The sequence below is a fragment of the Streptomyces sp. NPDC043870 genome (assembly GCF_056435785.1).
Genome location: NZ_JBWKDT010000016.1, coordinates 83090 through 109662, shown reverse-complemented (window position 1 = coordinate 109662; position 26573 = coordinate 83090). Strand labels below are relative to the sequence as shown.

Annotated in this window: 27 protein-coding genes; 8 read left to right on the top strand and 19 right to left on the bottom strand. The window is 71.4% G+C overall.

What is annotated here, in order from left to right:
* The first annotated feature begins 83 nt into the window (after nucleotides 1-83).
* Both AC0699_RS21075 and AC0699_RS21070 read left to right on the top strand, forming a co-directional pair.
* Nucleotides 84-752 carry a potassium channel family protein gene (locus AC0699_RS21075; RefSeq protein ID WP_453663311.1) on the top strand — a complete coding sequence of 223 codons (669 nt, stop codon included), beginning with the start codon at nucleotides 84-86 and terminating at the stop codon, nucleotides 750-752.
* Nucleotides 752-1432, top strand: coding sequence for a potassium channel family protein (locus AC0699_RS21070; protein ID WP_453663313.1), 681 nt, complete (start codon nucleotides 752-754; stop codon nucleotides 1430-1432). Before AC0699_RS21075 ends, AC0699_RS21070 begins: the two co-directional genes overlap by 1 nt.
* 156 nt (nucleotides 1433-1588) lie before the next feature.
* On the opposite strand, the gene AC0699_RS21065 is transcribed toward AC0699_RS21070, so the two are convergent.
* The 8 genes from AC0699_RS21065 to AC0699_RS21030 form a co-directional block, all read right to left on the bottom strand.
* Nucleotides 1589-2335 (bottom strand): DUF3159 domain-containing protein, encoded by a 747-nt coding sequence (locus AC0699_RS21065; protein ID WP_478662335.1) that lies wholly within the window; start codon nucleotides 2333-2335, stop codon nucleotides 1589-1591.
* Nucleotides 2336-2338: 3 nt separating this feature from the next.
* Nucleotides 2339-2746 (bottom strand): OB-fold nucleic acid binding domain-containing protein, encoded by a 408-nt coding sequence (locus AC0699_RS21060; RefSeq protein ID WP_453663316.1) that lies wholly within the window; start codon nucleotides 2744-2746, stop codon nucleotides 2339-2341.
* A 61-nt stretch (nucleotides 2747-2807) separates the two neighbouring features.
* Nucleotides 2808-3494: a response regulator gene (locus AC0699_RS21055; protein ID WP_478662331.1), complete on the bottom strand. Its 687-nt coding sequence runs from the start codon at nucleotides 3492-3494 to the stop codon at nucleotides 2808-2810.
* A gap of 50 nt (nucleotides 3495-3544) precedes the next feature.
* On the bottom strand, nucleotides 3545-6088 hold the full coding sequence (locus tag AC0699_RS21050; protein ID WP_478662328.1) for a sensor histidine kinase: 2544 nt from the start codon (nucleotides 6086-6088) through the stop codon (nucleotides 3545-3547).
* Between the two features lie 202 nt (nucleotides 6089-6290).
* A complete protein-coding gene (locus AC0699_RS21045) occupies nucleotides 6291-7040 on the bottom strand; it encodes an ABC transporter ATP-binding protein (RefSeq protein ID WP_478662325.1) in 750 nt (249 codons plus the stop codon).
* 278 nt (nucleotides 7041-7318) lie between these two features.
* The gene (locus AC0699_RS21040) at nucleotides 7319-8095 is read right to left on the bottom strand and encodes a DUF3710 domain-containing protein (protein WP_478662323.1); all 777 of its coding nucleotides are present in this window, start codon (nucleotides 8093-8095) and stop codon (nucleotides 7319-7321) included.
* A 1-nt stretch (nucleotide 8096) separates the two neighbouring features.
* Nucleotides 8097-8609, bottom strand: coding sequence for a dUTP diphosphatase (gene dut / locus AC0699_RS21035; protein WP_453668617.1), 513 nt, complete (start codon nucleotides 8607-8609; stop codon nucleotides 8097-8099).
* On the bottom strand, nucleotides 8609-9151 hold the full coding sequence (locus tag AC0699_RS21030) for a PaaI family thioesterase (RefSeq protein WP_478662435.1): 543 nt from the start codon (nucleotides 9149-9151) through the stop codon (nucleotides 8609-8611). Before AC0699_RS21030 ends, dut begins: the two co-directional genes overlap by 1 nt.
* A 91-nt stretch (nucleotides 9152-9242) precedes the next feature.
* Between AC0699_RS21030 and AC0699_RS21025 the strand changes: the two genes are divergently transcribed.
* A complete protein-coding gene (locus AC0699_RS21025; RefSeq protein ID WP_478662320.1) occupies nucleotides 9243-9725 on the top strand; it encodes a DUF3093 domain-containing protein in 483 nt (160 codons plus the stop codon).
* A gap of 34 nt (nucleotides 9726-9759) precedes the next feature.
* On the opposite strand, the gene AC0699_RS21020 is transcribed toward AC0699_RS21025, so the two are convergent.
* The 4 genes from AC0699_RS21020 to AC0699_RS21005 form a co-directional block, all read right to left on the bottom strand.
* Nucleotides 9760-10749, bottom strand: coding sequence for a hypothetical protein (locus tag AC0699_RS21020; protein ID WP_478662318.1), 990 nt, complete (start codon nucleotides 10747-10749; stop codon nucleotides 9760-9762).
* A 13-nt stretch (nucleotides 10750-10762) separates the two neighbouring features.
* On the bottom strand, nucleotides 10763-11059 hold the full coding sequence (locus AC0699_RS21015; RefSeq protein WP_017946571.1) for a DUF4193 domain-containing protein: 297 nt from the start codon (nucleotides 11057-11059) through the stop codon (nucleotides 10763-10765).
* A 405-nt stretch (nucleotides 11060-11464) separates the two neighbouring features.
* Nucleotides 11465-12703 (bottom strand): sensor histidine kinase, encoded by a 1239-nt coding sequence (locus AC0699_RS21010; protein ID WP_478662315.1) that lies wholly within the window; start codon nucleotides 12701-12703, stop codon nucleotides 11465-11467.
* A gap of 4 nt (nucleotides 12704-12707) precedes the next feature.
* Nucleotides 12708-13361, bottom strand: a complete 654-nt coding sequence (locus tag AC0699_RS21005; RefSeq protein WP_266388256.1) for a response regulator transcription factor — start codon at nucleotides 13359-13361, stop codon at nucleotides 12708-12710.
* A 339-nt stretch (nucleotides 13362-13700) separates the two neighbouring features.
* On the opposite strand from AC0699_RS21005, the gene AC0699_RS21000 reads away from it, so the two are divergent.
* The gene (locus tag AC0699_RS21000) at nucleotides 13701-13874 is read left to right on the top strand and encodes a hypothetical protein (protein WP_453668723.1); all 174 of its coding nucleotides are present in this window, start codon (nucleotides 13701-13703) and stop codon (nucleotides 13872-13874) included.
* A 617-nt stretch (nucleotides 13875-14491) separates the two neighbouring features.
* Here AC0699_RS21000 and AC0699_RS20995 read toward each other — a convergent pair.
* Together AC0699_RS20995 and AC0699_RS20990 are read right to left on the bottom strand one after the other, a co-directional pair.
* Complete coding sequence (locus AC0699_RS20995) at nucleotides 14492-15292, bottom strand: inositol monophosphatase family protein (RefSeq protein ID WP_478662313.1); 801 nt, start codon at nucleotides 15290-15292, stop codon at nucleotides 14492-14494.
* Nucleotides 15293-15358: 66 nt separating this feature from the next.
* On the bottom strand, nucleotides 15359-16486 hold the full coding sequence (locus AC0699_RS20990; RefSeq protein WP_478662311.1) for a ferrochelatase: 1128 nt from the start codon (nucleotides 16484-16486) through the stop codon (nucleotides 15359-15361).
* A 108-nt stretch (nucleotides 16487-16594) separates the two neighbouring features.
* Here AC0699_RS20990 and AC0699_RS20985 point away from each other — a divergent pair, with 108 nt between their 5' ends.
* On the top strand, nucleotides 16595-17839 hold the full coding sequence (locus AC0699_RS20985) for an MFS transporter (RefSeq protein ID WP_478662310.1): 1245 nt from the start codon (nucleotides 16595-16597) through the stop codon (nucleotides 17837-17839).
* Nucleotides 17796-19118, top strand: coding sequence for a D-arabinono-1,4-lactone oxidase (locus AC0699_RS20980; RefSeq protein ID WP_478662307.1), 1323 nt, complete (start codon nucleotides 17796-17798; stop codon nucleotides 19116-19118). The genes AC0699_RS20985 and AC0699_RS20980 overlap by 44 nt, the downstream gene beginning before the upstream one ends.
* 56 nt (nucleotides 19119-19174) lie before the next feature.
* Here AC0699_RS20980 and AC0699_RS20975 read toward each other — a convergent pair whose 3' ends face one another.
* A complete protein-coding gene (locus AC0699_RS20975) occupies nucleotides 19175-20041 on the bottom strand; it encodes a hypothetical protein (protein ID WP_478662305.1) in 867 nt (288 codons plus the stop codon).
* A gap of 467 nt (nucleotides 20042-20508) precedes the next feature.
* Here AC0699_RS20975 and sepH point away from each other — a divergent pair, with 467 nt between their 5' ends.
* Nucleotides 20509-21552 carry a septation protein SepH gene (gene sepH, locus AC0699_RS20970; RefSeq protein ID WP_478662302.1) on the top strand — a complete coding sequence of 348 codons (1044 nt, stop codon included), beginning with the start codon at nucleotides 20509-20511 and terminating at the stop codon, nucleotides 21550-21552.
* A gap of 286 nt (nucleotides 21553-21838) precedes the next feature.
* Here sepH and AC0699_RS20965 read toward each other — a convergent pair whose 3' ends face one another.
* Nucleotides 21839-22693: a sulfurtransferase gene (locus tag AC0699_RS20965; protein WP_478662299.1), complete on the bottom strand. Its 855-nt coding sequence runs from the start codon at nucleotides 22691-22693 to the stop codon at nucleotides 21839-21841.
* A gap of 228 nt (nucleotides 22694-22921) precedes the next feature.
* Between AC0699_RS20965 and AC0699_RS20960 the strand changes: the two genes are divergently transcribed.
* Complete coding sequence (locus tag AC0699_RS20960) at nucleotides 22922-23701, top strand: VOC family protein (protein ID WP_469772098.1); 780 nt, start codon at nucleotides 22922-22924, stop codon at nucleotides 23699-23701.
* A 48-nt stretch (nucleotides 23702-23749) separates the two neighbouring features.
* Here AC0699_RS20960 and AC0699_RS20955 read toward each other — a convergent pair whose 3' ends face one another.
* The 3 genes from AC0699_RS20955 to AC0699_RS20945 are packed head-to-tail and all read right to left on the bottom strand — an operon-like array spanning nucleotide 23750 to nucleotide 26227.
* Nucleotides 23750-24400 (bottom strand): thymidine kinase, encoded by a 651-nt coding sequence (locus tag AC0699_RS20955; RefSeq protein ID WP_478662295.1) that lies wholly within the window; start codon nucleotides 24398-24400, stop codon nucleotides 23750-23752.
* Nucleotides 24401-24443: 43 nt separating this feature from the next.
* Nucleotides 24444-25634 (bottom strand): alkaline phosphatase family protein, encoded by a 1191-nt coding sequence (locus tag AC0699_RS20950; RefSeq protein WP_478662293.1) that lies wholly within the window; start codon nucleotides 25632-25634, stop codon nucleotides 24444-24446.
* Complete coding sequence (locus AC0699_RS20945; RefSeq protein WP_478662290.1) at nucleotides 25634-26227, bottom strand: DUF5998 family protein; 594 nt, start codon at nucleotides 26225-26227, stop codon at nucleotides 25634-25636. The genes AC0699_RS20950 and AC0699_RS20945 overlap by 1 nt, the downstream gene beginning before the upstream one ends.
* Nucleotides 26228-26573: the final 346 nt, after the last annotated feature.

The following is a 26573-nucleotide window of genomic DNA, read 5'->3' as shown; positions in this document are numbered from 1 at the left end:
CGTTGCCCGGCAGAGCCGAGAGAGAAGAGTGAGCAGGGTGTTTTCGCAGGTCAGCGGGTTGACCAGGACTGCGGGGTAGATAGGTGCACATCGTCATCATGGGCTGCGGGCGAGTGGGAGCGGCCCTCGCGCAGACCCTGGAGCAGCAGGGGCACACGGTCGCCGTCGTCGACCAGGACCCCACGGCCTTCCGTCGCCTGGGCTCCGGCTTCGGCGGTCGCCGCGTCACCGGTGTCGGATTCGACCAGGACACCCTCCGCGAGGCGGGCATCGAGGAGGCCGGCGCGTTCGCCGCGGTGAGCAGCGGCGACAACTCGAACATCATCGCCGCGCGGGTCGCCCGCGAGATGTTCGGGATCGAGAACGTCGCGGCGCGGATCTACGACCCGCGGCGCGCCGAGGTCTACCAGCGCCTGGGCATCCCGACCGTGGCTACGGTCCGCTGGACCGCGGACCAGATGCTGCGCCGGTTGCTGCCGTCCGGCGCCGAGCCGCTGTGGCGGGACCCCAGTGGGGCCGTACAGCTCGCCGAGGTGCACACGTCACCGGCCTGGATCGGTCACAAGGTGAGCAAGCTGCAGGAGGAGACGGGCGTGCGGGTCGCGTTCCTGACCCGGCTGGGCGAGGCTCTGTTGCCGACCTCGCAGACGGTGCTGCAGGAAGGGGATCTGGTCCACGTGATGATGCGGACGGACGAGATCGAGAAGGTCGAGGCGGCGTTCGCCCAGGGTCCCGAGGAGGGCGGTCACTGATGCGGGTCGCGATTGCCGGCGCCGGCGCGGTGGGTCGTTCCATCGCGGGTGAGCTGCTGGAGAACGGGCACGAGGTGCTCCTGATCGACAAGGCGCCCACGGCCATCTCGGTGGAGCGGGTGCCGCAGGCCGAGTGGCTGCTGGCCGACGCCTGCGAGATCACGTCGCTGGACGAGGCGGCGCTGCAGCGCTGCAACGTCGTGATCGCGGCGACCGGTGACGACAAGGTCAATCTGGTCGTGTCGCTGCTCGCGAAGACCGAGTACGGCGTGCCGCGCGTGGTCGCCCGGGTGAACAACCCCAAGAACGAGTGGCTCTTCAACGAGGCGTGGGGCGTCGACGTCGCGGTCTCGACCCCGCGTCTGATGTCTGCTCTGGTCGAGGAGGCCGTGAGCGTCGGCGACCTGGTGCGGCTGCTGCGCTTCAGCCACGGCGACGCGAACCTGGTCGAGCTGACCCTGCCGCCGGAGTCGGCGCTGGCGGGCACGCAGGTCGGGGATGTGGCCTGGCCGGAGGACACCTCGCTGGTGACGATCATCCGTGGCCCCCGCGTGCTCACCCCGCACAACGAGGAGACCCTCGAGCCCGGCGACGAGCTTCTCTTCGTCGCGGCCCAGGCTCGTGAGGAGCAGCTGGAGGACCTCCTCTCGGTCCGCCGCGAGGACACGACGTCGAGCTGACACCCGTACACCGGCTGGGGCCCGGGAGACCCGTACGCGGGCGCTCCCGGGCTCCGCTGTTCGCGCGGCGTGGCTGCTCCCGTGGCGCGGCACGCGCAGGGCCCGGAACCGTGTGGTCCCGGGCCCGGAGCTTTCCCTGAAGGGGCGCGTGGTGGCCTACGCCCCCTGTTCGCGAGAGGCAGCGGCCTCGCGGGCCTCCTCCTCGCGCTCCTTCGCCTCCATCTCCGCGAAGACGTCGATCGGCGGCGGGGCCTTTGCCAGGAAGAGCCACGTCAGGTACACCGCGAGCAGGAAGGGCGGAATCTTGAGGATGACGAGGACCCAGCCCAGCTGCGTGGTGTCGGCCCACCAGTAGAGCGGGAAGAGGATCGCGCACTTGGCGAGCAGGATCAGTCCCCAGGCCCAGCTGGCCTTGGCGTAGGCCTTCTTGCGGCCGGGGTTGCGCTTGCGCCAGGAGAGGTTCTCCTTGAAGACCGGGCCGAGGATGAGGCCGATCAGCGGGACCCCCGCCAGGGTCGTGATGATGTACGCGAGGGCCAGGCCCAGCGTGTACAGCATGCCCGGCAGATAGAAGTCCTTCGCGTTCCCGGTCATCATCGCGAAGACGACACCGAAGGCCACTCCGAAGACCCCGCTGAACGCGTGCTTCATCGTGTCCCTGCGGACGAGCCGCACGACGACGAGCACCAGCGAGACCGCGAGGGCCGCGATCGCCGAGAGGTGCAGGTCCTTGTTGATCGTGAAGATCGTGACGAAGAGCAGCCCGGGCAGGACCGTCTCCACCATGCCGCGCACCCCGCCGAAGGCCTCGAACAGGGCCGCCTCCGTCACGGCCTTGGCATCCGCGTCGGACGTGCCGCCGCCTTCCTGCTTCTGCGTGGTCGGCTTGTCGAGAGACGTCACCGGCTACTCCTGTCCGAGCGGTCGCAGCTCGTATTTGGGATTGAACAGCACCCGCCGGCCGTGACTCATGGCGATCCGGCCCGAGGCGATCATCTTGCGGCCCGGCTCTATGCCCACGATCGAGCGCCGGCCCAGCCACACCACGTCCAGGGCGGCGGAGCCGTCGAACAGCTCCGCCTCCAGGGCCGGGACTCCGGCCCGCGGGCGCAGGGTGACCGTGCGCAAGGTACCAGTCACCTTGACGATCTGTCGGTCGCCGCAGGAGGAGATGGGCGTGCAACCCGATGCCTGGGCGTCCTCCTGAAGCTCCTCGGACTCAAGGTCCTGCTGGGAGCTGGAGAGGCGGTCGAGCATCCGGCGGAAACGGCCGACCGGCTTCTCGGCGTTCTCGGATCGAGGTACGGCACTCATAACAGAAAGCGTACCGGGGGCGTTGCGGATCCAGATCAACGCCCGGTGGACGGGACACGGATCAGGGCTCGAAGCGGTAGCCCATGCCCGGCTCGGTGACGAAGTGCCGGGGGTGCGAGGGGTCGGCCTCCAGCTTGCGGCGCAGCTGCGCCATGTACACCCGGAGATAGTTGGTCTCCGTGCCGTACGACGGGCCCCAAACCTCCTGGAGCAGTTGCTTCTGGCTGACCAGCCGGCCGGTGTTGCGGACCAGGACCTCCAGCAGATGCCACTCGGTGGGGGTGAGCCGGACGTCCCGGCCGTCCCGGTTGACCTTCTTCGCCGCGAGATCGACGGTGAAGTCCTCGGTCTCGACGATCACGAGCTCGTCGTCGCCTCCGCCGGCCGGCTCGGCACGACGGACCGCGGCGCGCAGCCGGGCCAGCAGCTCGTCCATGCCGAACGGCTTGGTGACGTAGTCGTCGGCTCCGGCGTCGAGCGCCTCGACCTTCTCGTCGGAGGTGTGGCGGGCGGAGAGCACGAGGATCGGGACGCGGGTCCAGCCCCGCAGGCCCTTGATCACCTCGACACCGTCCATGTCGGGCAGGCCGAGGTCGAGGACGACGACGTCGGGGTGGCGGGCCGCCGCGAGCTGCAGTGCGGTCGCGCCGTCGGGGGCCGCGTCGACCTCGTACTTGCGCGCCTTCAGGTTGATCACGAGGGCGCGTACGATCTGCGGCTCGTCGTCGACCACGAGCACTCGGGTCATGAGTGCCTTCCTTCCGTCTCTTGTGCGTGCGTCGGGGTGGCTCTGCCGGGTCAGCCGGTGATCCGGGCGGGAAGTTCGGGGCTGACCGGAACGGCTCCCCGTGCCGCCCGGAGGGTGAGGACCATGGTCAGCCCGCCGCCGGGGGTGTCCTCGGCGGACAGTGTGCCGCCCATCGCCTCGACGAAGCCGCGGGCGACGGCGAGGCCGAGGCCCACGCCGGCGCCGCGCGGGGCGTCGCCGTAGCGCTGGAAGGGCTCGAAGATACGATCCTTCGCCTCGTCCGGGACGCCGCGGCCGCGGTCCACGACCCGTACGTCGACGCGGTCGCCGAGCGCGCTCGCGGACACCATGACGGCTGTCGCGTCGGGACTGTATTTGACGGCGTTCTCGACGATGTTGGCGACGGCCCGCTCCAGCAGTCCCTTGTCGACGCGCACCATCGGCAGCGCCTCGGGGATGTCCAGCTCGACCGCGGTGTCGGGGACGCCGACGAGCGCCATGGGCACCACCTCGTCGAGGTCGATGTCGCGGATGAGGGGGGTGACGGTGCCGGTCTGCAGGCGGGACATGTCGAGCAGGTTGCCGACGAGGTGGTCGAGCCGGTCGGCGCCGTTCTCGATGCCTTCGAGGAGCTCGGCGCGGTCCTCCTCGGACCATTCGACGTCGTCGGAGCGGAGCGAGGAGACGGCGGCCTTGATGCCCGCGAGCGGGGTGCGCAGATCGTGGCTGACGGCGGCGAGGAGCGCGGTGCGGATGCGGTTGCCCTCGGCGAGCTTACGGGCCTCCTCGGCCTCTCCGACGAGGCGCTGCCGCTCGAGTACGACGGCGGCCTGGGCGGCGAAGGCGCCGAGTACACGGCGGTCCTCGGCGGGCAGGACCCGTCCGGAGAGAGCCAGCGCCAGGTGGTCGCCGACGGGCATGTCGACGTCGGCGTCCTCGGGCCGGTCGGCGGGGGCGGGGCCCACACTGCCCGCACAGGTCCACGGGTCGACGTCGCTCGCGCGCTCCAGCAGGGCCACCGACTCCATTCCGAAGGTCTCACGGACCCGCTCCAGCAGGGCGTCGAGAGCGGTCTCGCCGCGCAGCACACTGCCGGCCAGGAACGAGAGGATCTCGGACTCGGCACGCAGCCGGGCGGCCTGCTCGGTACGGCGGGCCGCGAGGTCGACGACCGAGGCGACCGATATGGCGACCGCCACGAAGATCACGATGGCGACGATGTTCTTGGGGTCGGCGATGGTGAGCCTGTGCAGCGGCGGGGTGAAGTAGTAGTTCAGCAGCAGTGAGCCGACGGCGGCGGAGGCCAGCGCCGGGAGCAGTCCGCCGAGCAGCGCCGCGGCCACGGTCAGCGTCAGGAACAGCAGCATGTCGTTGGCGAGGCCGAGTTCGGCGTCGATGTGCGTCAGCAGCAGCGCCAGCAGGGCGGGCCCGGCCACACCGACGAGCCAGCCCCAGATGATCCGGGAGCGGCCGAGCCGGGCGCCGCGGGCGACGGGGAGGCCCCGGCCCTTGGCGACCTCGTCGTGGGTGACGATGTGGACGTCCAGGTCGGGCCCCGAATCACGGGCGACGGTCGCGCCCACGCCCGGCCCGAACACGTACTGCCAGGTCTTGCGGCGGGAGGAACCGAGCACGATCTGGGTGGCGTTGACACCCCGCGCGAAGTCGAGCAGCGCGGCAGGGATGTCGTCGCCGATGACATGGTGGAACGTGCCCCCCAGGTCCTCGACCAGCGTCCGCTGGACCGCCAGCTCCTTGGGGGAGGCGGACGTCAGACCGTCGCTGCGGGCGATGTAGACGGCGAGGATCTCGCTGCCGGAGCCCTTGGCCGCCATACGCGCGGCGCGGCGGATGAGGGTGCGTCCCTCGGGGCCGCCGGTGAGGCCGACGACGATGCGCTCGCGGGCCTGCCAGGTGGAGCGGATGTTGTGCTCTCCGCGGTACTGCTGGAGGTATTCGTCGACCCGGTCGGCGACCCAGAGCAGGGCCAGCTCGCGCAGGGCGGTGAGATTGCCGGGCCGGAAGTAGTTGGAGAGCGACGCGTCGATCTTGTCCGGCTTGTAGATGTTGCCGTGCGCCATCCGGCGGCGCAGGGCCTGCGGCGACATGTCGACCAGCTCGATCTGGTCGGCGCGCCGGACGACCTCGTCCGGGACGGTCTCCCGCTGGCGTACGCCCGTTATCGACTCGACGACGTCGCCGAGTGACTCCAGGTGCTGGATGTTGACGGTCGAGACGACATCGATCCCGGCGGCGAGCAGCTCCTCGACGTCCTGCCAGCGCTTCGCGTTGCGGGATCCGGGGACGTTCGTGTGCGCCAGCTCGTCCACGAGAGCGACGGCCGGTTTGCGTGCCAGGACCGCGTCCACGTCCATCTCGGGGAAGACGGTGTCCCGGTAGTCCATCCGGCGGCGCGGAATCTGCTCGAGCCCGTGCAGCATGACTTCGGTCCGCGGCCGGTCGTGGTGCTCCACGAACCCGACGACGCAGTCGGTTCCCCGTTCGACGCGGCGGTGCGCCTCGGAGAGCATCGCGTACGTCTTGCCGACGCCCGGTGCCGCTCCGAGGTAGATCCGTAGTCTGCCGCGTCCCATGGCCTCATTGTCCTTCGACCGCAGCCGTGTCCTTCGACCGCAGCCGTGCGGTGGCTGCTGCGTCCGCCGCGGACGCCTCGTCGAAGCTACCGCCATGGAATCCGGCGAAACGGACAGCGTGTGGTCCTGGGGGACGTATTGACGCGATTCTGATGCGCTTGGCATGGCTGCCGGCGTGCACTCGACTGCGTGTGGCCGTGCCCTACCGCTCGGTGATCTCGTCGATCTCGCCGATCTCGCCGTCGCTCAGTTCGAGCACCCGGTCGGCGAGGCCCAGGAGCTGGGCGTCGTGCGTGGCGACCAGGGCGGTGACGCCCTCGCTGCGGACCACCGCGCGCAGCAGCTCCATGACCGCGAGACCGGTTTCGGCGTCCAGTTGACCGGTCGGTTCGTCGGCGATCAGCAGCGCGGGCCGGTTGGCCAGCGCACGGGCGACGGCGACGCGCTGCTGCTGGCCGCCGGACAGTTCGCCGGGGCGCTGGGCGGCGTGCTCGGCCAGACCGACCAGGGAGAGCAGCAGCTCGACACGCTCCTCGCGCTCGCGCGGGTCGGCCTTGCGCAGCCGCATGGGCACGCCGACGTTCTCGGCGGCGGTGAGGATCGGGATCAGCCCGAAGGACTGGAAGATGAAGCCGATACGGTCGCGGCGCAGCTCCAGCAGCCCGTCCTCGCCGAGCTCGGAGAGGTCGGTGCCGTCGACGGTGATCCGGCCCTCGTCCGGGGCGTCGAGGCCGCCGACCAGATTGAGCAGCGTGGTCTTCCCGGACCCCGACCGCCCCTTGAGGGCGACCAGCTCACCGCGCGGGACCTCGAAGGACACGCCACGCAGCGCGTGGACGGCGGCGGCGCCGGTGCCGTACGAACGGTGCAGATTCTCGACCCGCACCATGGCGGCGGGCGCCCGGTCCGGCGCGACGGCCGTGCTCGAGTGTCCTGTGCCGCTCTCCGTCATGCGCTTCCTCCGTCGGACCGCTCATCCTCACCCCCGGGGTGGCGGACCAGTATCCGGTCGGACGACCAGGAGTGGCAAGGGAGTTGAACGCCGGTGGGCCGCACCCCGTAACCGGAGTGCGGCCCACCGCACACACTGCTCACAGTCCCGGCGTCCAGCGCCCGTCCGCCCTCCGTGAGGCGGGCGTCAGCGGACCTCGGTACCGCAACCACCCGGGGCCCCCGCCCCCGCGGTCCCCCGGCCCGGAAGCCCGGAGCGCCACTCACGAAACGCGGGCGTCAGCGGACCTCGGTGATCTCCGGGCCCCGCTGGAGCTGGCCCATGCCGCCCGAGAACCGGGACGTCTCCTGCTCCTCCTGCTGGACACCCTCGGGCACCATCTGCGCGTCGTTCGGCAGCTTCAGGACGATCGGGTCGCGGGGCGCCATCGGGCCCTCGCCGCGGACCACGACCGTGTCCCGGAAGATCTGCTCCAGCAGACCCGCCGCCTGCGGCTGCACCGCGCCCTGTCCGGAGATCACTCCGCGCAGGAACCAGCGAGGTCCGTCGATGCCGACGAAGCGCACCAGCTGCACGCCGCCGGTGCCGTCGGGCAGCTGGACCGGGACCTGGGCCCGCAGCTCCCAGCCGAGGGGGCCCTCGACCTCGTCGATGATGCCGCCCTGCTGAGTGATGCCGGAGGCGATCTCCTCGCGGACCTCGCCCCAGATGCCTTCCTTCTTGGGCGCGGCGAACGCCTGCAGCTGGATCGCGCTGTCACGCAGCACGACCGTCGCCGCGACGATCGCGTCGCCCGCGACCTCCACACGCAGCTCCATGCCCTCGACTCCGGGCACGAAGAGACCGCCCAGGTCCACGCGGCCCTCCTCGGGCCTGGAGACCTCGGAGAGGTCCCACGGACCGTCGGGCCGGGGCGCCGGCGGAAGGTTCACCCGGCGCGGCTCGTTCCGCTCCGCCGAGTCGTCCGTGTCGAGCTCGTCGACGACCTGCTCGGCCTCGCCCGCCACATCCGCTGCGTCCCCAGCGGGGCTGCTCTTCTTGCGACGTCCGAACACGTCACTGTCCTTCCCGGTCGGATACGACCGAAGCGTATCGATTCCCACCCTGTGAGCCGTCCACGGCGGCATGACCACCGGTGGACCCGAAGCCCCCCTCGGCCCGCGCCGAGCCGGGAAGCTCCGCCACCTCGTGGAAGCGCACCTTCTCGACCTGCTGGACAACCAGTTGAGCAATCCGGTCGAACCGTTCGAACCGCACGCTCTCACGCGGGTCCAGATTGACCACGATCACCTTGATCTCCCCACGGTACCCGGCATCCACGGTCCCTGGGGCATTCACGAGGGCCAGGCCGCAGCGGGCCGCCAGCCCCGACCGAGGGTGCACGAAGGCCGCATACCCGTCCGGGAGTGCGATCGACACTCCTGTCGGCAGAACCGTGCGCTCTCCGGGTGCGAGTTCGGCGGCCTCCGTGGTCACCAGATCGACACCGGCATCGCCCGGATGTCCGTATGACGGAATCGGTACCTCCGGGTCCACGCGCCGGATGAGTACGTCGACGGGGTTGCGCATCAGGGGTTCACCTCGAAGGCGCGGGCGCGCCTGACCTGGTCGGGATCTGCCATGGCCGCCTGGATCTCGGCCGGGCGGCCGTTGTCGATGAAGTGGTCGACCTTGACCTCGATGAAGAGGGCCTCGGCCCGGACCGCGACGGGCCCGTCGGGGCCGCCGATCCGGCCGCTGGCCCTGGAGTAGATCTTGCGGCCGCTCACCGCGGTGACCTCGGCCTCCAGGAACAGCACCGTGTCCACGGGTACGGGACGGACGAAGTCGGTCTCCAGTCGACCGGTCACCGCGATCACCCGCAGCAGCCAGTTGAGCGAGCCGAGCGTCTCGTCGAGCGCCGTGGCCAGGACGCCTCCGTGGGCGAGGCCCGGCGCGCCCTGGTGGGCGGGGGTGACGGTGAACTCGGCGGTGAGGCTGACGCCCTCACCGGCCCGGGCCGCCAGGTGCAGCCCGTGGGGCTGACCGCCGCCGCAGCCGAAGCAGTACTCGTAGTGCGCGCCGAGGAGCTCGCCGGGGGCGGGCGCGTCGGGGTGCCGTACCGGCGGTATGGCGTCGGCCGGAGGGGTCAGTGCAGTACTCACAGGCGCAGACCTTACCCGCGCGGGTAGCCGCAGGTCGCGCCGTGCCAAGCTTGGATTCATGCAGCCCTCCGCCACGCCCTCCGGCTCGCCTTCCGCGCCGCGCTACGACGAGCGTCTGACCGCCCCCCGCTCCTGGTGGCTGATCACCGTCCTGGTGGCGCTGTCGGGCGGTCTGATACTGCTTCCGCTGGGCCCGCTGCCGATGCTGGGCGGGCTGATCGGCGCGGGCGCGCTGGCGGCGGCCGCGGTGAGTTCGTACGGATCCGCACGGATCCGGGTGGTCGCCGGCTCGCTGGTCGCGGGCGACGCGCGGATCCCCGTGTCGGCGCTCGGCGAGGCCGAGGTGCTGGACGCGGAGGAGGCGCGGGCCTGGCGCTCGTACAAGGCGGATCCGCGCGCGTTCATGCTGCTGCGCAGCTACGTGCCGACGGCGGTGCGGGTGACGGTCACGGACCCGGAGGACCCGACGCCGTACGTGTATGTCTCGACCCGGGATCCGCGGGGTCTGGTGGCCGCGCTCGACGCCGTACGGGCGGGCTGAGCAGCTGGGCCGCCGACGCGTCGGCGCCGCGCGGTCAGTTCTCCAGTGCCTTGCGCAGCTCGGGCGGAAGCTCGGCGGGCAGTTGCGGCTGCTCGAAGCCGGGCATCTGGGGCAGTGCGTCCCACGGAACCTGGCGTGCGCGCAGATCCTTTCGGATGCGCTCCGCGACCTTCCTGGTGTCGCGCCGGTTCATCACGGCGCCGACCGCGGCGCCGATCATGAACGGCATCAGGTTCGGCAGATTGCGGACCATGCGCTTCATGATCTGCTGACGCAGTTCACGCTTCATCTGGCCGCCGAGTGCGAAGTTGATCGTCGACGGCTTGGTGACGTCGATGCCGCGCTCCTCCGACCAGCTGGTCAGATACGCCGCGGAGCGCTCCTTGAGATTGCCCGGCGGCCGCATGCCGTAGACCTCGTGGAGCTCGGCGATGAGCTTCAGCTCGATCGCGGCGACGCCGATGATCTCCGTGGCCAGCTCGGCGGGCAGCGCGGGCGGGACGGGCATCATGGCCGCCGCGCCGACGCCTGCGCCGACGGTCGACGTGCCGTTGGCGGCGCCCGCGATCAGCTTGTCGGCGAGCTGCTCGGGCCCGAGGCCCGGGAACTGCGCCCGCAGGGTCGCGAGGTCGCGGACCGGGATGCGCGGCGCGGCCTCGATGAGCCGGTCGGCGATGAAACCGAGCGTGGCCTTGGCGGCCTCGCCGCTTCTGCGTGCGCCGGCCCTGGCGACCTCGCCGCTTCTCCGTGCGCCCGCCCTGGCGACCTCGCCGCTTCTCCGCACGCCCTTCCTGACCGTGTCCAGGCGCCGGGCCCTGGTCGGGGGCCCCGCCTGTGGCACTGCCTCGAGCGAGGCCGACCGGCCTCGCTCGCCGTCACTCGCACCGGGAGAGGGCAGGTAGGCGGCGTCTCCGTGCCCGTCAGGCGCCTGAGCGCCGTCCGACGGGCCCGGACCGCCCGGGAGCGCCTCCGGGGAGTCCTTCCGCCGGAAGCGTCGCTTCCTGGCCGGTTCGCCGCCTGCCACGACCGACCTGACCTCAGTCGCAGTCGCGGCAGATCGGCTGGCCGTTCTTCTCCCGGGCCAGCTGGCTGCGGTGGTGCACGAGGAAGCAGCTCATGCAGGTGAACTCGTCCGCCTGCTTGGGCAGCACCCGTACGGCCAGCTCCTCGTTCGAGAGGTCCGCTCCGGGCAGCTCCAGGCCTTCGGCGGCCTCGAACTCGTCGACGTCGACCGTGGAGGTCGTCTTGTCGTTCCGCCTGGCCTTCAGCTCTTCGAGGCTGTCGGAATCGATGTCGTCATCGGTCTTGCGTGGGGTGTCGTAGTCCGTTGCCATGTCGCTCTCCCCCTCTGGGTGTTTGCGGTGTCTCCAGCGCACGTAACGCGTGAGAGGCCGGACTTGTGCCCGACCTGAGGCGGAGATTTTGCCTCACATCAAGGTCTGTTACTCAATCGACACCCAACCGGACCCCCCAAGAGTGATCGGGTTGGATGGCGATCAGGACCGTACACGGTCCTAATGTCGCACTTCACGGGCGCCACCCCGTGTACTTCCCGTGATCTGGACCCCTGAAAACCCGGACGTTCCAGGCTTTACGACAGAATCTCCGATCACGGAGAGTAGATGGCTGGAAATTCGCGCCTGTGATCGATCACACATGAAACTCTCGAGCACAGATCCCGAAAATTCCGCGTAAAGCGAACAGGAGCGATTTCCGGCGGACAGCATCGAGAACGCGCCTCAGACCGGCAGGGTCACGCGCATCACGAGGCCGCCTCCCTCGCGCGGCTCCGCGATGATACGGCCACCATGGGCGCGCGCGACGGATCGCGCAATCGACAGGCCGAGACCCACGCCCTTGTCACTGCCGGTACGCGCCTGACGCAGTCGCCGGAACGGCTCGAAGAGATTGTCGATCTCGTACGCCGGAACCACGGGGCCCGTGTTCGCCACCACCAGCACTGCCTGGCCGGGCTGGGTCTCGGTGGTGACCTCCACCCAGCCGTCCTCAGGGACGTTGTACCGCACGGCATTCTGCACCAGGTTCAGCGCGATCCGCTCCAGCAGGACGCCGTTGCCCTGTACGACGGCGAGCGCGCGCCGGCCGCGGATTTCCACGCCCTTGGCCTCGGCCTCGGCACGGGTCTGGTCGACGGCGCGGCCGGCGACCTCGGCGAGGTCGACGGGTTTGCGCTCCACGATCTGGTTGTCGCTGCGGGCGAGCAGCAGGAGGCCTTCCACCAGCTGCTCGCTGCGCTCGTTGGTGGCGAGCAGGGTCTTCCCGAGCTGCTGGAGCTCGGGTGGGGCGCCCGGGTCGGCGAGCTGCACCTCCAGCAGCGTTCGGTTGATCGCGAGGGGTGTACGCAGCTCGTGCGAGGCGTTGGCGACAAACCGCTGCTGGGCCGAGAAGGCTCGCTCCAGGCGGTCCAGCATCTCGTCGAAGGTGTCGGCGAGCTCCTTCAGCTCGTCGTCCGGGCCGTCCAGCTCGATCCGCCGGGAGAGGTCGGAGCCGACCACGCGGCGCGCGGTGCGGGTGATCTTGCCGAGCGGGGAGAGGACGCGGCCCGCCATGGCGTAGCCGAAGGCGAACGCGATGACGCTGAGGCCGAGGAGCGCGAAGAGGGAGCGCGTGAGGAGCTCGTCCAGGGCCTCCTGGCGCTGGGAGGCGAAGCACACCTTGAGCGCCGTGTTGGCCTGGTCGGCGGTCAGCCCTGACTGCAGTGCCGGGCATGCGTTGCTGGTCAGCTGGACCTTGCTCTCGGGCAGCAGCTTGAAGGGCATCCCCATCGCCGAGTGGAGGGTCTGCGCCGCCAGCAGATAGATGATCGAGAGCAGCAGAATGCCGGCGATCAGGAACATCCCGCCGTACAGCAGCGTGAGCCGTATCCGGATGGTGGGGCGCAGCCAGGGCCTGACGGGCTCTCTGGGGTCCCAGGTGGGTTTCGGGGGCGCCGCGGGGGGCGCGGGTGCGGTGGCCATCGGGTCAGATCCGGTATCCGGAGCCCGGGACGGTGACGATCACCGGGGGCTCCCCGAGCTTGCGGCGCAGGGTCATGACGGTGACCCGGACGACGTTCGTGAACGGGTCCGTGTTCTCGTCCCAGGCCTTCTCGAGGAGCTGTTCGGCCGAGACGACCGCGCCCTCGCTGCGCATGAGGACTTCCAGCACGGCGAACTCCTTCGGAGCGAGCTGGATCTCCTTGCCGTCGCGGAAGACCTCGCGGCGGTTCGGGTCGAGCTTGATGCCGGCGCGCTCCAGGACGGGCGGCAGCGGCACGGTCGTACGCCGGCCCAGAGCCCGGACGCGGGCGGTGAGCTCGGTGAACGCGAAGGGCTTGGGGAGGTAGTCGTCCGCGCCGAGCTCCAGGCCCTCGACGCGGTCGCTGACGTCGCCGGAGGCGGTGAGCATCAGGACGCGGGTGGGCATGCCCAGTTCGACGATCTTGCGGCAGACGTCGTCGCCGTGGACGAACGGGAGGTCGCGGTCGAGGACGACCACGTCGTAGTCGTTCACCCCGATGCGTTCCAGTGCGGCGGCGCCGTCGTACACGACGTCGACGGCCATGGCCTCCCGGCGCAGTCCGGTGGCCACCGCATCGGCGAGCAGTTGCTCGTCCTCGACGACGAGTACACGCACGTGGCTGGTCCTTCCTCTGGCGTTGCCGTGACCCCTGCGACGTGCCCCTGTGATCAGGGCAGACCGGAGGGTCAGTGGCTGGATCTGTAGCACTGACTGTGTGCCTCCATCCTGCCCCTTACGCGCGTAAACCGGATGTAAGGCGGAGAGGGGGCCGAAGGGGCAGCGGGAATTCGCGGGATTCCTGGATGAGTTGAGGTTTCTCTGAGGGTGGCCCTGGGGAGGACGACTGCACACCCGCGATCACGCCATGTATGTGGCTTGCCACACCCCGCTCTCTGTCCCCCAGGGAGGGAGCGTGATCACCCCGCCACCGACCCACGACGAGGGGGCGCAACCATGGACGCATTCACCGCAGGACTACTGCAGCGCATCAAGGCCACGGAAACCGACCTCACGCGGGCCCGCGAGACGGGCGACGACTTCCTGGCGGATGTCGAGCAGGCCGAGCTGGACGACCTGCATCGCCTCGCCGCGGAGCACGGCGTGGAGGTCGGCGCCGCCAGCGCCTGACCACCCCGGAGAGGGCCCGACGCCGCAGGACGGCGCCGGGCCCTCTTCCATGCGCGGGCGCTTTTCCGGGGGGTTCGGGGTACCCCCGGGGCCCCCAGGTGCGCCCGGCGCGTGGCGTACGTCGTGAGCCCGCGGAGCCTGCGGGCCATCGGGGGTTGCCCGGGCCCGATGGCCGGGGCAACGGCAACCCCCGTGGACCTCTCCCGGCGGTCCAAGGAGCAGGGCTGGGGGGCGAGCCCCGGGATCCGCCCGGTACCCCCGGGCGGGCCCGTGTCTCCGTCCTCGATCGCCGGACGGGCTCCGAATGAGCCCCCTCCGGCGTTGAGGCACCCGCTCCGGGGCGAAGCACCGACCGGCGGGTCGCACGGCCCCGGCAGGAGACCTGTCCCCAGGCTCCCGCCCCGGGCGCCGGGGTGCAGGAAATCTCCGCCCGCACGCTCCACCCCCACGGACACCCGGCGAAAGGGGCGCCGGGAACGACCCGAGGAAGTGCAGGAAGACTCCGCCGCACGCTCCACCCCCCACGGAACACCCGCCCCCGGCGAAAGGGGCGCCGGGAACGGACCCGAGGGGGTGCAGGGAGACTCCAGCCCCACGCCCCCCCACCCGGGGGAGGGTCAGTCGTGCCAGGCGCCCAGGTCGTCCAGCAGGCGCTGCAGTGGCTCGAAGACACCCGGTGAGGCCGCGATGGCCAGGGCGCCGGAGGGCGGCTCGCCGGGGCGGGAGCCGGTGAGGGCGCCGGATTCGCGGGCGATGAGGTCGCCGGCCGCGAGGTCCCAGGGGTGGAGGCCGCGCTCGTAGTAGCCGTCGAGCCGGCCCGCGGCGACGTCACAGAGGTCGACCGCCGCGGAGCCGCTGCGCCGGATGTCACGCAGGCGCGGGATCAGCTGCTGGGCGATGTCCGCCTGGTGGCTGCGTACGGCGTGGACGTAGTTGAAGCCGGTCGAGACCAGCGCCTGGTCCAGTGGCGGCGCGGGCCGGCACCGCAACCGCCGGTCCCCGCAGTACGCACCGCCCCCGAGCACCGCGTGGTACGTCTCCCCCCGCATCGGCACCTCGACGACCCCGACGACCGTCTCGCCGTCCCGCTCGGCCGCGATGGACACCGCCCAGGTCGGCAGCCCGTACAGGTAGTTCACCGTGCCGTCGAGCGGGTCGATCACCCAGCGGACACCGCTGCTGCCCTCCGTCGAAGCGCCCTCCTCGCCGAGGAAGCCGTCGTCGGGCCGGCGTTCGGCGAGGAAGCCGGTGATCAGCTTCTCGGCGGCGATGTCCATCTCGGTGACGACGTCGATCGGACTTGACTTGGTCGCGGCGACCGCCAGGTCGTCCGGCCTGCCGTCGCGCAACAGCGCTCCGGCCCTTCGCCCGGCCTCCAGGGCCAGCGACAGCAGTTCACCGAGCAGGGGATCGGTCACGTAGGGCTCCCTCGTAGGACTCACGCGTACGGACTCGTAGGACTCACGCGTACGGACTCGTAGGACTCACGCGTACGGACTGTCGGCGCCGGCCGCCGCCGGCCGCTCCGACCGTGCGGGACAGCACCCGATCGGACACAGGTCGTGCGACGGTCCGAGCGCGCCCAGCGCGCACCGCTCCACCACCGTCCCCCGCTCGGTCGCCGCACGCTCCACGACCAGGTCACGGACGGCGGCCGCGAAGCGCGGATCCGCGCCCACCGTCGCCGCGCGCCGCACCGGCAGCCCCAGCTCGGCGGCCTTGGCGCTGGCCTCGGTGTCCAGGTCGTAGAGGACCTCCATGTGGTCCGAGACGAACCCGATCGGCACCATCACGACCGCCGGCGCCCCTGCTCCGTGCAGCTCCTCGAGGTGGTCGCAGATGTCCGGCTCGAGCCACGGGATGTGCGGGGCGCCGCTGCGCGACTGGTAGACGAGCTGCCAGGGGTACTCGGTCCCCGTCTCCTCGCGCACGGCCTCGACGATCACCCGCGCCACGTCGAGGTGCTGCTTCACGTACGCCCCGCCCCCGCCGTGTTCCCAGAGCGGTCCCGACGCGTCCGCCGCGGCCTCCGGGATGGAGTGCGTCGTGAAGGCGAGATGCGCCCCGGCGCGTACGTCCTCGGGGAGATCGGCGAGCGAGGCGAGCACCGCCTCGACCATGGGACCGATGAACCCCGGGTGGTTGAAGTAGTGCCGCAGCTTGTCGACGCGCGGCAGCGGCAGCCTCTCGGTCTCCAGGGCCGAGAGCGCGTCCGCGAGGTTCTCCCGGTACTGCCGGCAGCCCGAGTACGAGGCGTACGCACTGGTCGCGAGGACCGCGATGCGCCTGCGCCCGTCCAGCACCATCTCCCGCAGTGCGTCGGTCAGATAGGGCGCCCAGTTGCGGTTGCCCCAGTAGACCGGCAGGTCGAGGCCCGCGTCCCGGAAATCCTTGCGGAGGGCGTCGAGCAGCGCCCGGTTCTGGTCGTTGATCGGGCTGACGCCGCCGAACAGGAAGTAGTGCTGCCCCACCTCCTTGAGGCGCTCCTTCGGGATGCCGCGGCCGCGCGTCACGTTCTCCAGGAACGGGACCACGTCGTCCGGGCCTTCGGGGCCGCCGAAGGAGAGCAGCAGCAGGGCGTCGTAGGGGGCGGGATCGAGCTGTTCGGACATGGTCCCGATCCTGCCACCCCCTTCTGACAGCGGGGAAACCGCGCTGGAGTAAGGGTTACCTAACCCGTAAGCTGTACCGGCCGTCCACATTCCTTACGGAGCGCCGCCTTGCCCTCTCCCTACCGCGCGATATTCGCCGCCCCCGGCACCCTGGCGTTCTCCGCCGCCGGTTTCTTCGGCCGGATGCCCCTGTCCATGATGGGCGTCGGCATCGTGACCATGGTTTCCCAGCTGACGGGGCGGTACGGTCTCGCGGGCTCGCTCTCCGCGACGCTCGCGCTGTCGGCGGCCGTGCTGGGCCCGCAGGTCTCGCGGCTGGTCGACCGGCACGGTCAGCGCCGGGTACTGCGCCCCGCCATGCTGATCTCGGTGGCGGCGGTGGCGGGACTTCTCGTCTGCGCCCAGCAGGACGCACCCAGTTGGATGCTCTTCGCCTTCACCGCCTGCGCCGGCTGCATCCCTGCCGTCGGCGCGATGACCAGGGCCCGCTGGGCGGAGATCTACCACGGCTCGCCGCGCGAGCTGCACACGGCGTACGCGTTCGAGTCGATCACGGACGAGGTGTGCTTCATCTTCGGGCCGATCATCTCCATCGGTCTCTCCACGATCTGGTTCCCCGAGGCAGGGCCGCTGCTCGCCACCGCCTTCCTCGTCATCGGTGTCCTCTGGCTGACGGCGCAGCGCGCCACCGAGCCGGTACCGCACCCGCGCGGGGAGCATTCCGGCGGATCCGCGCTGCGCTCCCCCGGTCTGCAGGTGCTGGTGGCCACGTTCGTCGCGACGGGCGCGATCTTCGGCTCGGTGGACGTGGTGACGGTGGCCTTCGCCGAGGAGCAGGGCAACAAGGCCGCGGCGAGCCTGGTTCTCGCGGTGTACGCGCTGGGCTCCTGCGTGGCCGGAGCGGTCTTCGGACTGCTCCACCTCAAGGGCGAGCCGTCCCGCAGATGGGTGCTGGGTGTCTGCGCGATGGCCGTGAGTATGATCCCCCTCCAACTGGCCGGGAACCTGACGATCCTGGCCGTGGCGCTCTTTGTCGCAGGCCTGGCCATCGCACCGACGATGGTGACCACGATGGCCCTCGTCGAAGCGCACGTACCGCGCACCAAGCTGACCGAGGGCATGACCTGGACGGGTACCGGCCTCGCGGTCGGTGTGGCGCTCGGCTTGTCGGCCTCAGGATGGATGGTGGACGAGTACGGGGCCGGTGCGGCGTACGCGGTGCCCGCCGTGGCGGGAGCGCTCGCGGTCGCGGTCGCGTTCCTGGGGTACCGCCGGCTGCGCAGGCCGGTACCGACGCGGGAGGGGCAGGATGACGAGCACATCCAGGACCAGCACGGCGAACGCGTGGCGTAACTGGGCAGGTACGGTGACCGCCCGCCCGGTGCGGGAGGTCACGCCCGCCACGGCCGACGAGTTGGCCGCCGCTGTGCGCCGGGCGGCCGAGGACGGCTTGCGGGTGAAGACGGTCGGTACGGGCCACTCGTTCACCGCGATCGCCGCGACCGACGGCGTACTGATCCGGCCGGATCTGCTCACCGGTATCCGGGAGATCGACCGTACGGCGATGACGGTGACCGTGGAGGCGGGTACGCCCCTGAAGCGGCTGAACGCCGCCCTCGCCCGTGAGGATCTGTCCCTCACGAACATGGGCGACATCATGGAGCAGACCGTCGCGGGTGCGACCAGTACCGGGACGCATGGCACCGGCCGCGATTCGGCCTCGATCGCCGCGCAGATCAGGGGCCTTGAGCTGATCACGGCGGACGGCTCGGTGCTGCACTGCTGCGAGAAGGAGAATCCGGAGATCTTCGCGGCGGCCCGGATCGGCCTCGGAGCACTGGGCGTGGTCAGCGCGATCACTTTCGCCGTGGAGCCGCTGTTCCTGCTGACGGCTCGCGAGGAGCCGATGGCCTTCGACCGGGTCACGGCCGAGTTCGACGAGCTGCACGCGGAGAACGAGCACTTCGAGTTCTACTGGTTCCCTCACACGGGCAACTGCAACACCAAGCGCAACAACCGCAGCGCCGGTCCGGTCGCCCCGCCCGGAGCGGTCAGCGGCTGGATCGAGGACGAGCTGCTCTCCAACGGCCTCTTCCAGGTGGTGAATTCACTGGGCCGGGCGGTGCCGGCCACCATTCCGGCGATCGCGAAGCTCTCCAGCCGCGCCCTGTCTGCCCGTACGTACACGGACATTCCCTACAAGGTCTTCACAAGTCCCCGCCGAGTGCGCTTCGTCGAGATGGAATACGCGCTTCCGCGGGAGGCCGCGGTCGAGGCGCTGCGCGAGGTGAAGGCGATGATCGAACGCTCGCCGCTGCGGATCAGCTTCCCGGTGGAGGTACGGACCGCCCCGGCCGACGACATCACGCTGTCCACGGCCTCGGGCCGCGAGAGCGCGTACATCGCCGTGCACATGTACAAGGGCACGGCGTACCGCTCGTACTTCACCGCGGTCGAACGGATCATGACCGCGCACGGCGGGCGTCCGCACTGGGGCAAGATCCACACGCGCGACGCGGAGTACTTCGAGGGTGCCTATCCGCGGTTCGGCGAGTTCACGACACTGCGGGACCGGCTGGACCCGGAGCGGGTGTTCGGCAACGACTACCTGCGGCGGGTGCTGGGCGCCTAGGACCTGTCGTTCGGATCAGGCCGGATCAAACGACAGGTCGTAGGGCCCGTCCGGATCTACGGGTCGTCCGGACCGTCCGCTCCGGCGGGCGGGGACATGGACGGGGGCGGCGTGGGTGTCGGGGCGGTTGCGGGGTCCGCTCCGCCGGAGGACGCCGTCGGGCCGGGGGCCGGGCCGGTCGCGCCCGGGCCGCCGTCCTGGCCGCTGCCGCCCGTCGCTGAACCGCTGCCCGTTCCCGGACCGGTGCTGCCCTCGCCGGTGTCGTTGCTGGTTCCGTCGCGGAGCCCGGGGTTCCCGCCCGGGCTCCGGTCGTCGCCGGAGCCACTGCCACCCGGCGCGCTCCGCTCGCCGTCCCGGTCCTGCTGCGGGGTGGTGCCCGAAGGGGACTTCTCCGGCGCGGACTTGCCGTCGCCACCGCCGCGTACGACGGAGCCGACGGTAGTGCCCCTGCCCCCGCCGAGGTCCTGGCCGGAAGCGAGTTCGTATCCGGTGATACCGATCATCGCCACGCCGAAGACGACGGCGGCGGCGAGCACGGACCGCTTCCAGCCGCGGATCCGGGTGCCGTGGGTCGTCGCCTCGCCGAACTCCCCGTGCGGAAGATCCTCATGCGCCGAACCGGCGGGCGCCTGGCGGGCCTTGGACCGAGGGTGCGTCGAGGCGTCGCGGATCTGTTCGCCGGTTCGCCGGAACAGGTGCTGGAAGACGGAGCCGCCGCACGTCGCCACGACACTGACCACACCCGCGCCGATGACCGTTCCGTACACGCCGAGCCGGGAGGCGAGCACCGCCGCCGCGACGGCCGCGAGCGCACTGCCCGCGACCTGCGGAACGCTCAAATCGAGCCGCCGGTCCTTCTGTTGCACCGCGCTCCGGTCGCGGTCGTCCCGGTCGTGATCCATCTCCAGCCTTCGCTTACCCATCTGTCCCACCGTGCACCAAGAAGGGACATTTGAGCGAATCGAAAGGTTCCATTTCTGGTGATTCTGTGAAGCATGACACCCGTGGATCCGGGGTACAGCGACCCAACTCCCGCCCCTCGCGACAAGTTCGGCGGCGCGCCGGTCCACCCCGATGGCCCGAATGGAGTACTGTGGCGAGCCCTGGGTCCGGTCTCCCTCATGGGCGTCCGGGCTTACGGGAGGGGGCCGAAAGCGGCACTCGAACCGGCGGCGCCGCGGCATCGCACGGTCACCCGCTGCGCTGCGTGACGGAGTACGTCACACTGCGTTGCAAACAGGTAACCGTGCCATAACGGCGATCCAGGGCCCGTGCCCGACACGCCGGGCAACTCGGCAAGGTTGTGGCAGGCTGCACCCGGGCAGGCCACACTCGACTAGCGGAAGCAGCGACGCACGTGACGTCGGCAGGCACCACCCGGGAGGTCCCCATGCCCGAACTGCGTGTCGTGGCCGTCTCCAACGACGGCACACGACTGGTGCTGAAGGCTGCGGACAGCACGGAGTACACGCTTCCGATTGATGAGCGCCTGCGCGCCGCCGTGCGCAACGACCGCGCTCGCCTCGGCCAGATCGAGATCGAGGTGGAGAGCCACCTCCGCCCGCGCGACATCCAGGCACGTATACGGGCCGGTGCCTCCGCCGAGGAGGTCGCCCAGCTCGCCGGCATCCCGGTCGACCGGGTGCGGCGCTTCGAGGGCCCGGTGCTCGCAGAGCGCGCGTTCATGGCGGAGCGGGCCCGCAAGACGCCCGTACGCCGCCCCGGGGAGAACACCGGCCCCCAGCTCGGCGAGGCGGTGCAGGAGCGGCTGCTGCTGCGCGGTGCCGAGAAGGACACCGTGCAGTGGGACTCCTGGCGCCGTGACGACGGCACCTGGGAGGTGCTGCTGGTCTACCGGGTGGCGGGTGAGCCGCACTCGGCGAGCTGGACGTACGACCCGCCGCGGCGGCTCGTTCAGGCCGTCGACGACGAGGCGCGCGCGCTGATCGGTGAGACCGACGACACGATCACGCAGGAGCCGAGCTTCCCGTTCGTGCCACGCATCGCCCGGCTGCCGCGGGACCGGCCGCTGGACCGCGCCCTCGACCGTGCCCTGGAGCGGCCCGCGCCGGTCCCGGCGCCCGAGCCCGACGAGAGCGAGCGCGACTCCCTGACCAGCCTGCTGGAGGCGGTTCCGAGCTTCCGCGGCGACATGGTGGTCCCGGACCGCCCCGCCCCCGTCGACCCGCCCGCGACCGACCCCGCCGAACAGGAGCCCGACTCCGAGGAGCCCCCAGCCCCTGCGGCCTCCGCCGGCGCGGGCTCGGCGTACGCGGACGTGCTCATGCCCCGCTCCGTCACCGGCCACCGCGACCGCCTCACCGGCACCACGGACCGCCAGGCCGAGGCGGACGGCGTCCGTCCGGGCCGCCGGGCTGCGGTGCCGAGCTGGGACGAGATCGTGTTCGGCACGCGCAGGAAGAAGCAGGAGTAGGCGCACTGCGCCATGCGGAAGGGCTCGTACGGATTCCCGTACGAGCCCTTCCGCACAGCGCCGCCCCGCCCCTTCCGGCTGTGTCGATGTGCGGCTCCGCCGCCCGGGAGGCTCTGCCCCCGAGCCCCGTACCCCCGAACTCCCGAACCGCCACGCCTCGGTCTCCGCCTGCGCCCTGCGGCGTGGGGCACCGAGCGGGGCTCGTACCGAGCCCGCCGGCGCGTGAGGACACGGCCGAAGGCCGTGACGGGCCCGGGGTCCGGGGCTTGCCTCCGGTTACGGGGCGCTATCGCGGGTCCGGGCCCGTGGCCACCGGGCGGGAGGGGTCGGAGGACCACTCCGACCACGAGCCCGCGTACAGCGCCGCCGGGATGCCCGCGACCGCCAGCGCCAGGACCTCGTGGGCGCCGGAGACGCCCGAACCGCAGTAGACGCCGACCTCCGGGGCATCCGCGGCACCGAGGCGCTTGAAGCGGGCCGCCAGCTCCTCCGCGGGCAGGAAGGTCGTCGCACCGGCCGTGACGTTCTCGGTGGTCGGCGCGGAGACCGCGCCGGGGATGTGGCCGCCGACCCGGTCGATCGGCTCGACGTCGCCCCGGTAGCGCTCGGCGGCCCGTGCGTCCAGCAGCACCCCCGAGCGGGCCAGGGCCGCCGCACCGTCCGCGTCGAGCAGCGGCAGGGCACCCGGCACCGGCGTGAAGTCGCCGGGCGCCGGGACGGTGGTCTCCGTGGTCACCGGGCCGTCCCAGGCCTCCAGGCCACCGTCCAGGACCCGCACATCGGCGTGCCCGGTCCAGCGGAGCAGCCACCACGCCCGCGCCGCGGCCCAGCCCTGCCCGCCGTCGTACACGACGACCGGCGCGCCGTCCGACACGCCCGCGCGGCGCATCGCCGCGCCGAACGCCGCCACGTCCGGCAGCGGATGCCGGCCGCCCGCCCCGGGCGGGCCCGCCAGCTCGGAGTCGAGATCGACGTACACGGCGCCGGGGATGTGCCCGGCCTCGTACGCGGCCCGTCCGTCGAAGGGAGGAGCGCCGGCCGCCTTGGCCAGGCTGAGCTGCCAGCGGACGTCGAGCAGCACAGGAGGACGCGGGCCGGCCGACTCGCTCGCGAGTTCGGTAGCGGTGATGATGGGGTTCATAAGAGCCATCCTCGCGCAGGGCACGGCGGACCCGTGACAGCAGCGGAACGGATGGGGCATGCCAAAACGGGCATCCTCCCTGTGGGATCCCGGAGAATGCGGCGCGGCCGGGGCGCGCCGCACGCCCGGTGGTGCAAGCATCTGCACGGGATGTGCGGCCGTCCCGATCGACGGCCCCCATCCGGTCCCCCCGCACGGCCACGACGATGGTCCGAGGAGAGAGTGACAATGACGACCGAGGCGACTCGGCGCAGACCCGGCACACCCTGCTGGGTGAGCCTGATGGTGCACGGGCTTTCCGCGACGCAGCAGTTCTACCGGGCTCTGTTCGGCTGGGACTTCGTCCCGGGCCCACAACAGCTCGGCCCGTACGTCCGCGCACTGATCGGCGGCAAGGAGGTGGCGGGCATCGGCCAGCTCCCGCCGGACCGCCATCTGCCGATCGCCTGGACGACCTACATGGCCTCGGACGACGTCGACGAGACCGCCGAGCTGATCAGGGCCTGCGGCGGCACGGTCGGGGTCGGGCCGCTGGACGCGGCGGACGCGGGCCGGCTCGCCATCGCCTCGGATCCGGAGGGCGCGATCTTCGGCGTCTGGCAGGCCGCGGCGCACACCGGCACCGCCCTGTTCGGCACCCACGGCACACCGGTCTGGAACGAGCTGGTGACCCGGGAGACGTCATCGGTCAGCAAGTTCTACCAGTCGGTCTTCGGCTACGACGTCGAGGCGGTCGTCTCGGCCGACTTCGACTACGTGACCCTGCACCTGGACGCCCGCCCGGTGGCGTCCCTCCACGGTGTGGGGCACAGTCTGCCCCGCGACAAGGGCTCGCACTGGATGACGTACTTCGAGGTCGAGGACACCGACGAGGCGGCGGCTCGGGTGGTGGACCTCGGTGGCCATGTCCTGCAGGCACCACGCGAGGGCACGAGCGGCCGGCAGGCGATGGTCGCGGACCCGGAAGGCGCGACCTTCACGATCGTACGGACCGCGAGAGACGAGTGATCACGATCGCCCGCCCGGCCGGGCCGCCCTCCACCCGGGCCCGTACGGTCAGCCGGAGGTGACCGGCAGGACGTCCGGGGACAGCGCGCCCGCGTGGGCCGTCGCGCTGGTCATACGGCGGCGGTGGTGGCGTCGGCACAGCACCTCGTAGCCGATCTCCTCCGCGGGCTGGTTGACGTCCCCCACCACGACCTGGGCGCCCTCGACAACCATCTCCCCGCCGACGGTGCGCGCGTTGTGCGTGGCGCGCGCACCGCACCAGCACAGTGCCTCGACCTGCAGGGCCTCTATCCGGTCGGCCAGCTCGAAGAGGCGCTGGGATCCCGGGAACAGCTTGGTCCGGAAGTCGGTGGTGATCCCGAAGGCGAACACGTCCAGTTCGAGGTCGTCCACGATCCGGGCGAGCTGGTCGATCTGCACGGGCGCCAGGAACTGGGCCTCGTCCACGATCAGGTAGTCCGCCTTGCCGCCCTTGGTCATGTGGTCGACGAGATACGCGTACAGATCCATGCCCTCGACGATCTCGACCGCCTCGGTGACCAGACCCAGCCGCGACGAGAGCTTCCCCTCGCCGGCCCGGTCGTCACGGGTGAAGATCACACCTTGCAGGCCACGAGCCGAACGGTTGTGCTCGATCTGCAGCGCCAAGGTGCTCTTTCCGCAGTCCATCGTTCCGGAGAAGAACACCAGCTCGGACATAGGGATCTGACGGCCTTTCAGTTGTGCGCGACGGGGCGGGGGTTTACGAGCGTACTTCGAGGAGCGGGACGAGCTGCTCGACGGGGGTCATGGAGCCGTGCATTCCGACCATCGCGGACTCGTTCGGCTCGTTCACCGAGGCGGTGATCACGACATCGTCGCTCGCCGCGGCGACGACGTCGCCGATGCGCTGGTGGACCCGGTCGTCGACCTGGGGCCCGAACCAGCCCGCCGCGATCGCCTCGTCCCGGCTCGCCACCCAGAACCGGTCGCCGAGCACCTCGCGCCAGACGGCGAGCACATCGGCCTCGGCGCCCGGGACGGCGTAGACATGGCGGGCCCGGCCCTCGCCGCCCAGCAGGGCGACACCGGCGCGCAGCTCCCAGTCCTCGTCGAAGTCGATCCGCGAGTCCTCGTCGAAGGGGATGTCGATCATGCCGTGGTCGGCGGTGACGTAGAGGGCGGTGCGCGGCGGAAGCTGTTCGGCGAGGCGCTGCACCAGGCGGTCGACGTACATCAGCTGGCCGCGCCACGCGTCGGAGTCGACACCGAAGCGGTGGCCCTTGCCGTCGAGTTCGCTGTAGTACGTGTAGACGAGGGAACGGTCGCCGGCGGCGAGTTGCCCCGCCGCGAAGTCCATCCGTTCCTCGCCGGTGAGCCTGCCGTGGAACGTCCCGCCGCTCAGCGCGATCTTGGTGAGGGGGGTGTCCTGGAAGGCCGGTGACGACACCTGCGCGGTGTGCACGCCGGCCTCGTCGGCCAGCTGGAAGACCGTCGGGTACGGCTGCCAGACGCGCGGCGAGGTCCACGGCCTCCAGCGCAGCTGGTTCATCAGCTCGCCGGTCTCCGGGTTGCGGGCGGTGTAGCCGGGCAAGCCGTGCGCGCCGGGCGGCAGGCCGGTGCCGAAGGAGGCGAGGGAGGTCGCGGTGGTGGCGGGGAATCCGGCGGTGAGGGGCCGTCCGGTGCCGCCGCACGAGGTGGCGAGGAGCGAGGTGAGGTAGGGCGCGTCGTCGGGGTGGGCCCTGAGCTGTTCCCAGCCCAGGCCGTCGATCAGGAAGACGCAGTTGCGGTCCGCGGGAGAGACCTCCGGGATGGCGGAGTGCAGGCCCGGGACGCCCTGGCCGGCGACGATCGTCGGCAGCAGATCGGCGAGCGAGGCGGAGCCGTACGCGGGCACGGGCGCCGAGTCGAGGGCGAGCGGGGCGGGGTCCTCGGGCCAGTAGGTCTGGGTCATCAGCGGGTGGTCGCCGTGGCGGCCGTGGCCTCGGAGAGGGCCTGCGCGAAGACGAGCGTCTGCCGGACCGTCTCCGGGCCGTCACCGGCCTCGCTGACACGCAGGCTGAGGTCGTCGGCGGTGGAGTTTCCGGTGTAGCCGTGGTCGGCGTCGCAGTTGGGGTCGCCGCAGGCGGCGGGCTCCAGATCGATACGGGAGACCGCGCCCCAGCCGATGGTGAGGACGACCTCGCGGGGCAGGGTGCCCGGGGTGTACGACTCGGGGTTGGCGACGACACGGCTGACGACGACCGACGAGATCCGGCCGAGCTTGACCGACTCGGTGGAGGTCGTCGCGTACGGAGTCGGGGAGCTGCCGTCGGCGGCCTGCTCGTCGGTGTGGCTGACGATGAAGCGGGTGCTGGTCAGGACGAGGACGGTGACATGACGGCGGACCTCGTTGGCGTCGAACGTGGTCTCCTGATGGACCAGGTACGACGCGATCTGCTCGCCGCCGACAGCGGCCTCCACCGCTTCGGCCACGAGAGCCGGGTAGTAGCCGCTGCGCTCGATCGCCGCGCGCAGCCCCTGGGTCGTCGTACCGGTCTTCGCCATGGGCTCCATCCTACGGGGCCTCGGGACCTGGGAGCGCGGGTGCAGGTGGGGGTCCCCCCAGGCCTCCGGCCGAGGGGGAGGTGCGAGGGCCGAGCACGGCAAGGCGCGGGAGGAGAGCGCTGGGGGCACCCCCACGTCCGAAGGGCTGTGGGGGAGGTGCTGCGCGCGACGATCGCAACGCAGCTGGGGGCACCCCCGGGCGAAGCTCCGGGGGGACAGCCATCGCGACGCGACGCCGCGCGCCCGGGTTCTCAGGCCCCGCAGGCCCCGGCGGGGGGGGGGGGGGGGGGGGGGGGGGGGGGGGGGGGGGGGGGGGGCGAGGAGGGGGGGGGGGGGACGAAGCGGA

Coding starts and splice junctions, on each gene's coding strand:
- AC0699_RS21070 (WP_453663313.1), top strand. CDS start 752: ATGCGGGTCGCGATTGCCGGCGCCGGCGCGGTGGGTCGTTCCATCGCG.
- AC0699_RS21060 (WP_453663316.1), bottom strand. CDS start 2,746: ATGAGTGCCGTACCTCGATCCGAGAACGCCGAGAAGCCGGTCGGCCGT.
- AC0699_RS21055 (WP_478662331.1), bottom strand. CDS start 3,494: ATGACCCGAGTGCTCGTGGTCGACGACGAGCCGCAGATCGTACGCGCC.
- AC0699_RS21050 (WP_478662328.1), bottom strand. CDS start 6,088: ATGGGACGCGGCAGACTACGGATCTACCTCGGAGCGGCACCGGGCGTC.
- AC0699_RS21045 (WP_478662325.1), bottom strand. CDS start 7,040: ATGACGGAGAGCGGCACAGGACACTCGAGCACGGCCGTCGCGCCGGAC.
- dut (WP_453668617.1), bottom strand. CDS start 8,609: ATGCGCAACCCCGTCGACGTACTCATCCGGCGCGTGGACCCGGAGGTA.
- AC0699_RS21025 (WP_478662320.1), top strand. CDS start 9,243: ATGCAGCCCTCCGCCACGCCCTCCGGCTCGCCTTCCGCGCCGCGCTAC.
- AC0699_RS21015 (WP_017946571.1), bottom strand. CDS start 11,059: ATGGCAACGGACTACGACACCCCACGCAAGACCGATGACGACATCGAT.
- AC0699_RS21010 (WP_478662315.1), bottom strand. CDS start 12,703: ATGGCCACCGCACCCGCGCCCCCCGCGGCGCCCCCGAAACCCACCTGG.
- AC0699_RS21000 (WP_453668723.1), top strand. CDS start 13,701: ATGGACGCATTCACCGCAGGACTACTGCAGCGCATCAAGGCCACGGAA.
- AC0699_RS20990 (WP_478662311.1), bottom strand. CDS start 16,486: ATGTCCGAACAGCTCGATCCCGCCCCCTACGACGCCCTGCTGCTGCTC.
- AC0699_RS20980 (WP_478662307.1), top strand. CDS start 17,796: ATGACGAGCACATCCAGGACCAGCACGGCGAACGCGTGGCGTAACTGG.
- AC0699_RS20975 (WP_478662305.1), bottom strand. CDS start 20,041: ATGGGTAAGCGAAGGCTGGAGATGGATCACGACCGGGACGACCGCGAC.
- sepH (WP_478662302.1), top strand. CDS start 20,509: ATGCCCGAACTGCGTGTCGTGGCCGTCTCCAACGACGGCACACGACTG.
- AC0699_RS20965 (WP_478662299.1), bottom strand. CDS start 22,693: ATGAACCCCATCATCACCGCTACCGAACTCGCGAGCGAGTCGGCCGGC.
- AC0699_RS20960 (WP_469772098.1), top strand. CDS start 22,922: ATGACGACCGAGGCGACTCGGCGCAGACCCGGCACACCCTGCTGGGTG.
- AC0699_RS20955 (WP_478662295.1), bottom strand. CDS start 24,400: ATGTCCGAGCTGGTGTTCTTCTCCGGAACGATGGACTGCGGAAAGAGC.
- AC0699_RS20950 (WP_478662293.1), bottom strand. CDS start 25,634: ATGACCCAGACCTACTGGCCCGAGGACCCCGCCCCGCTCGCCCTCGAC.
- AC0699_RS20945 (WP_478662290.1), bottom strand. CDS start 26,227: ATGGCGAAGACCGGTACGACGACCCAGGGGCTGCGCGCGGCGATCGAG.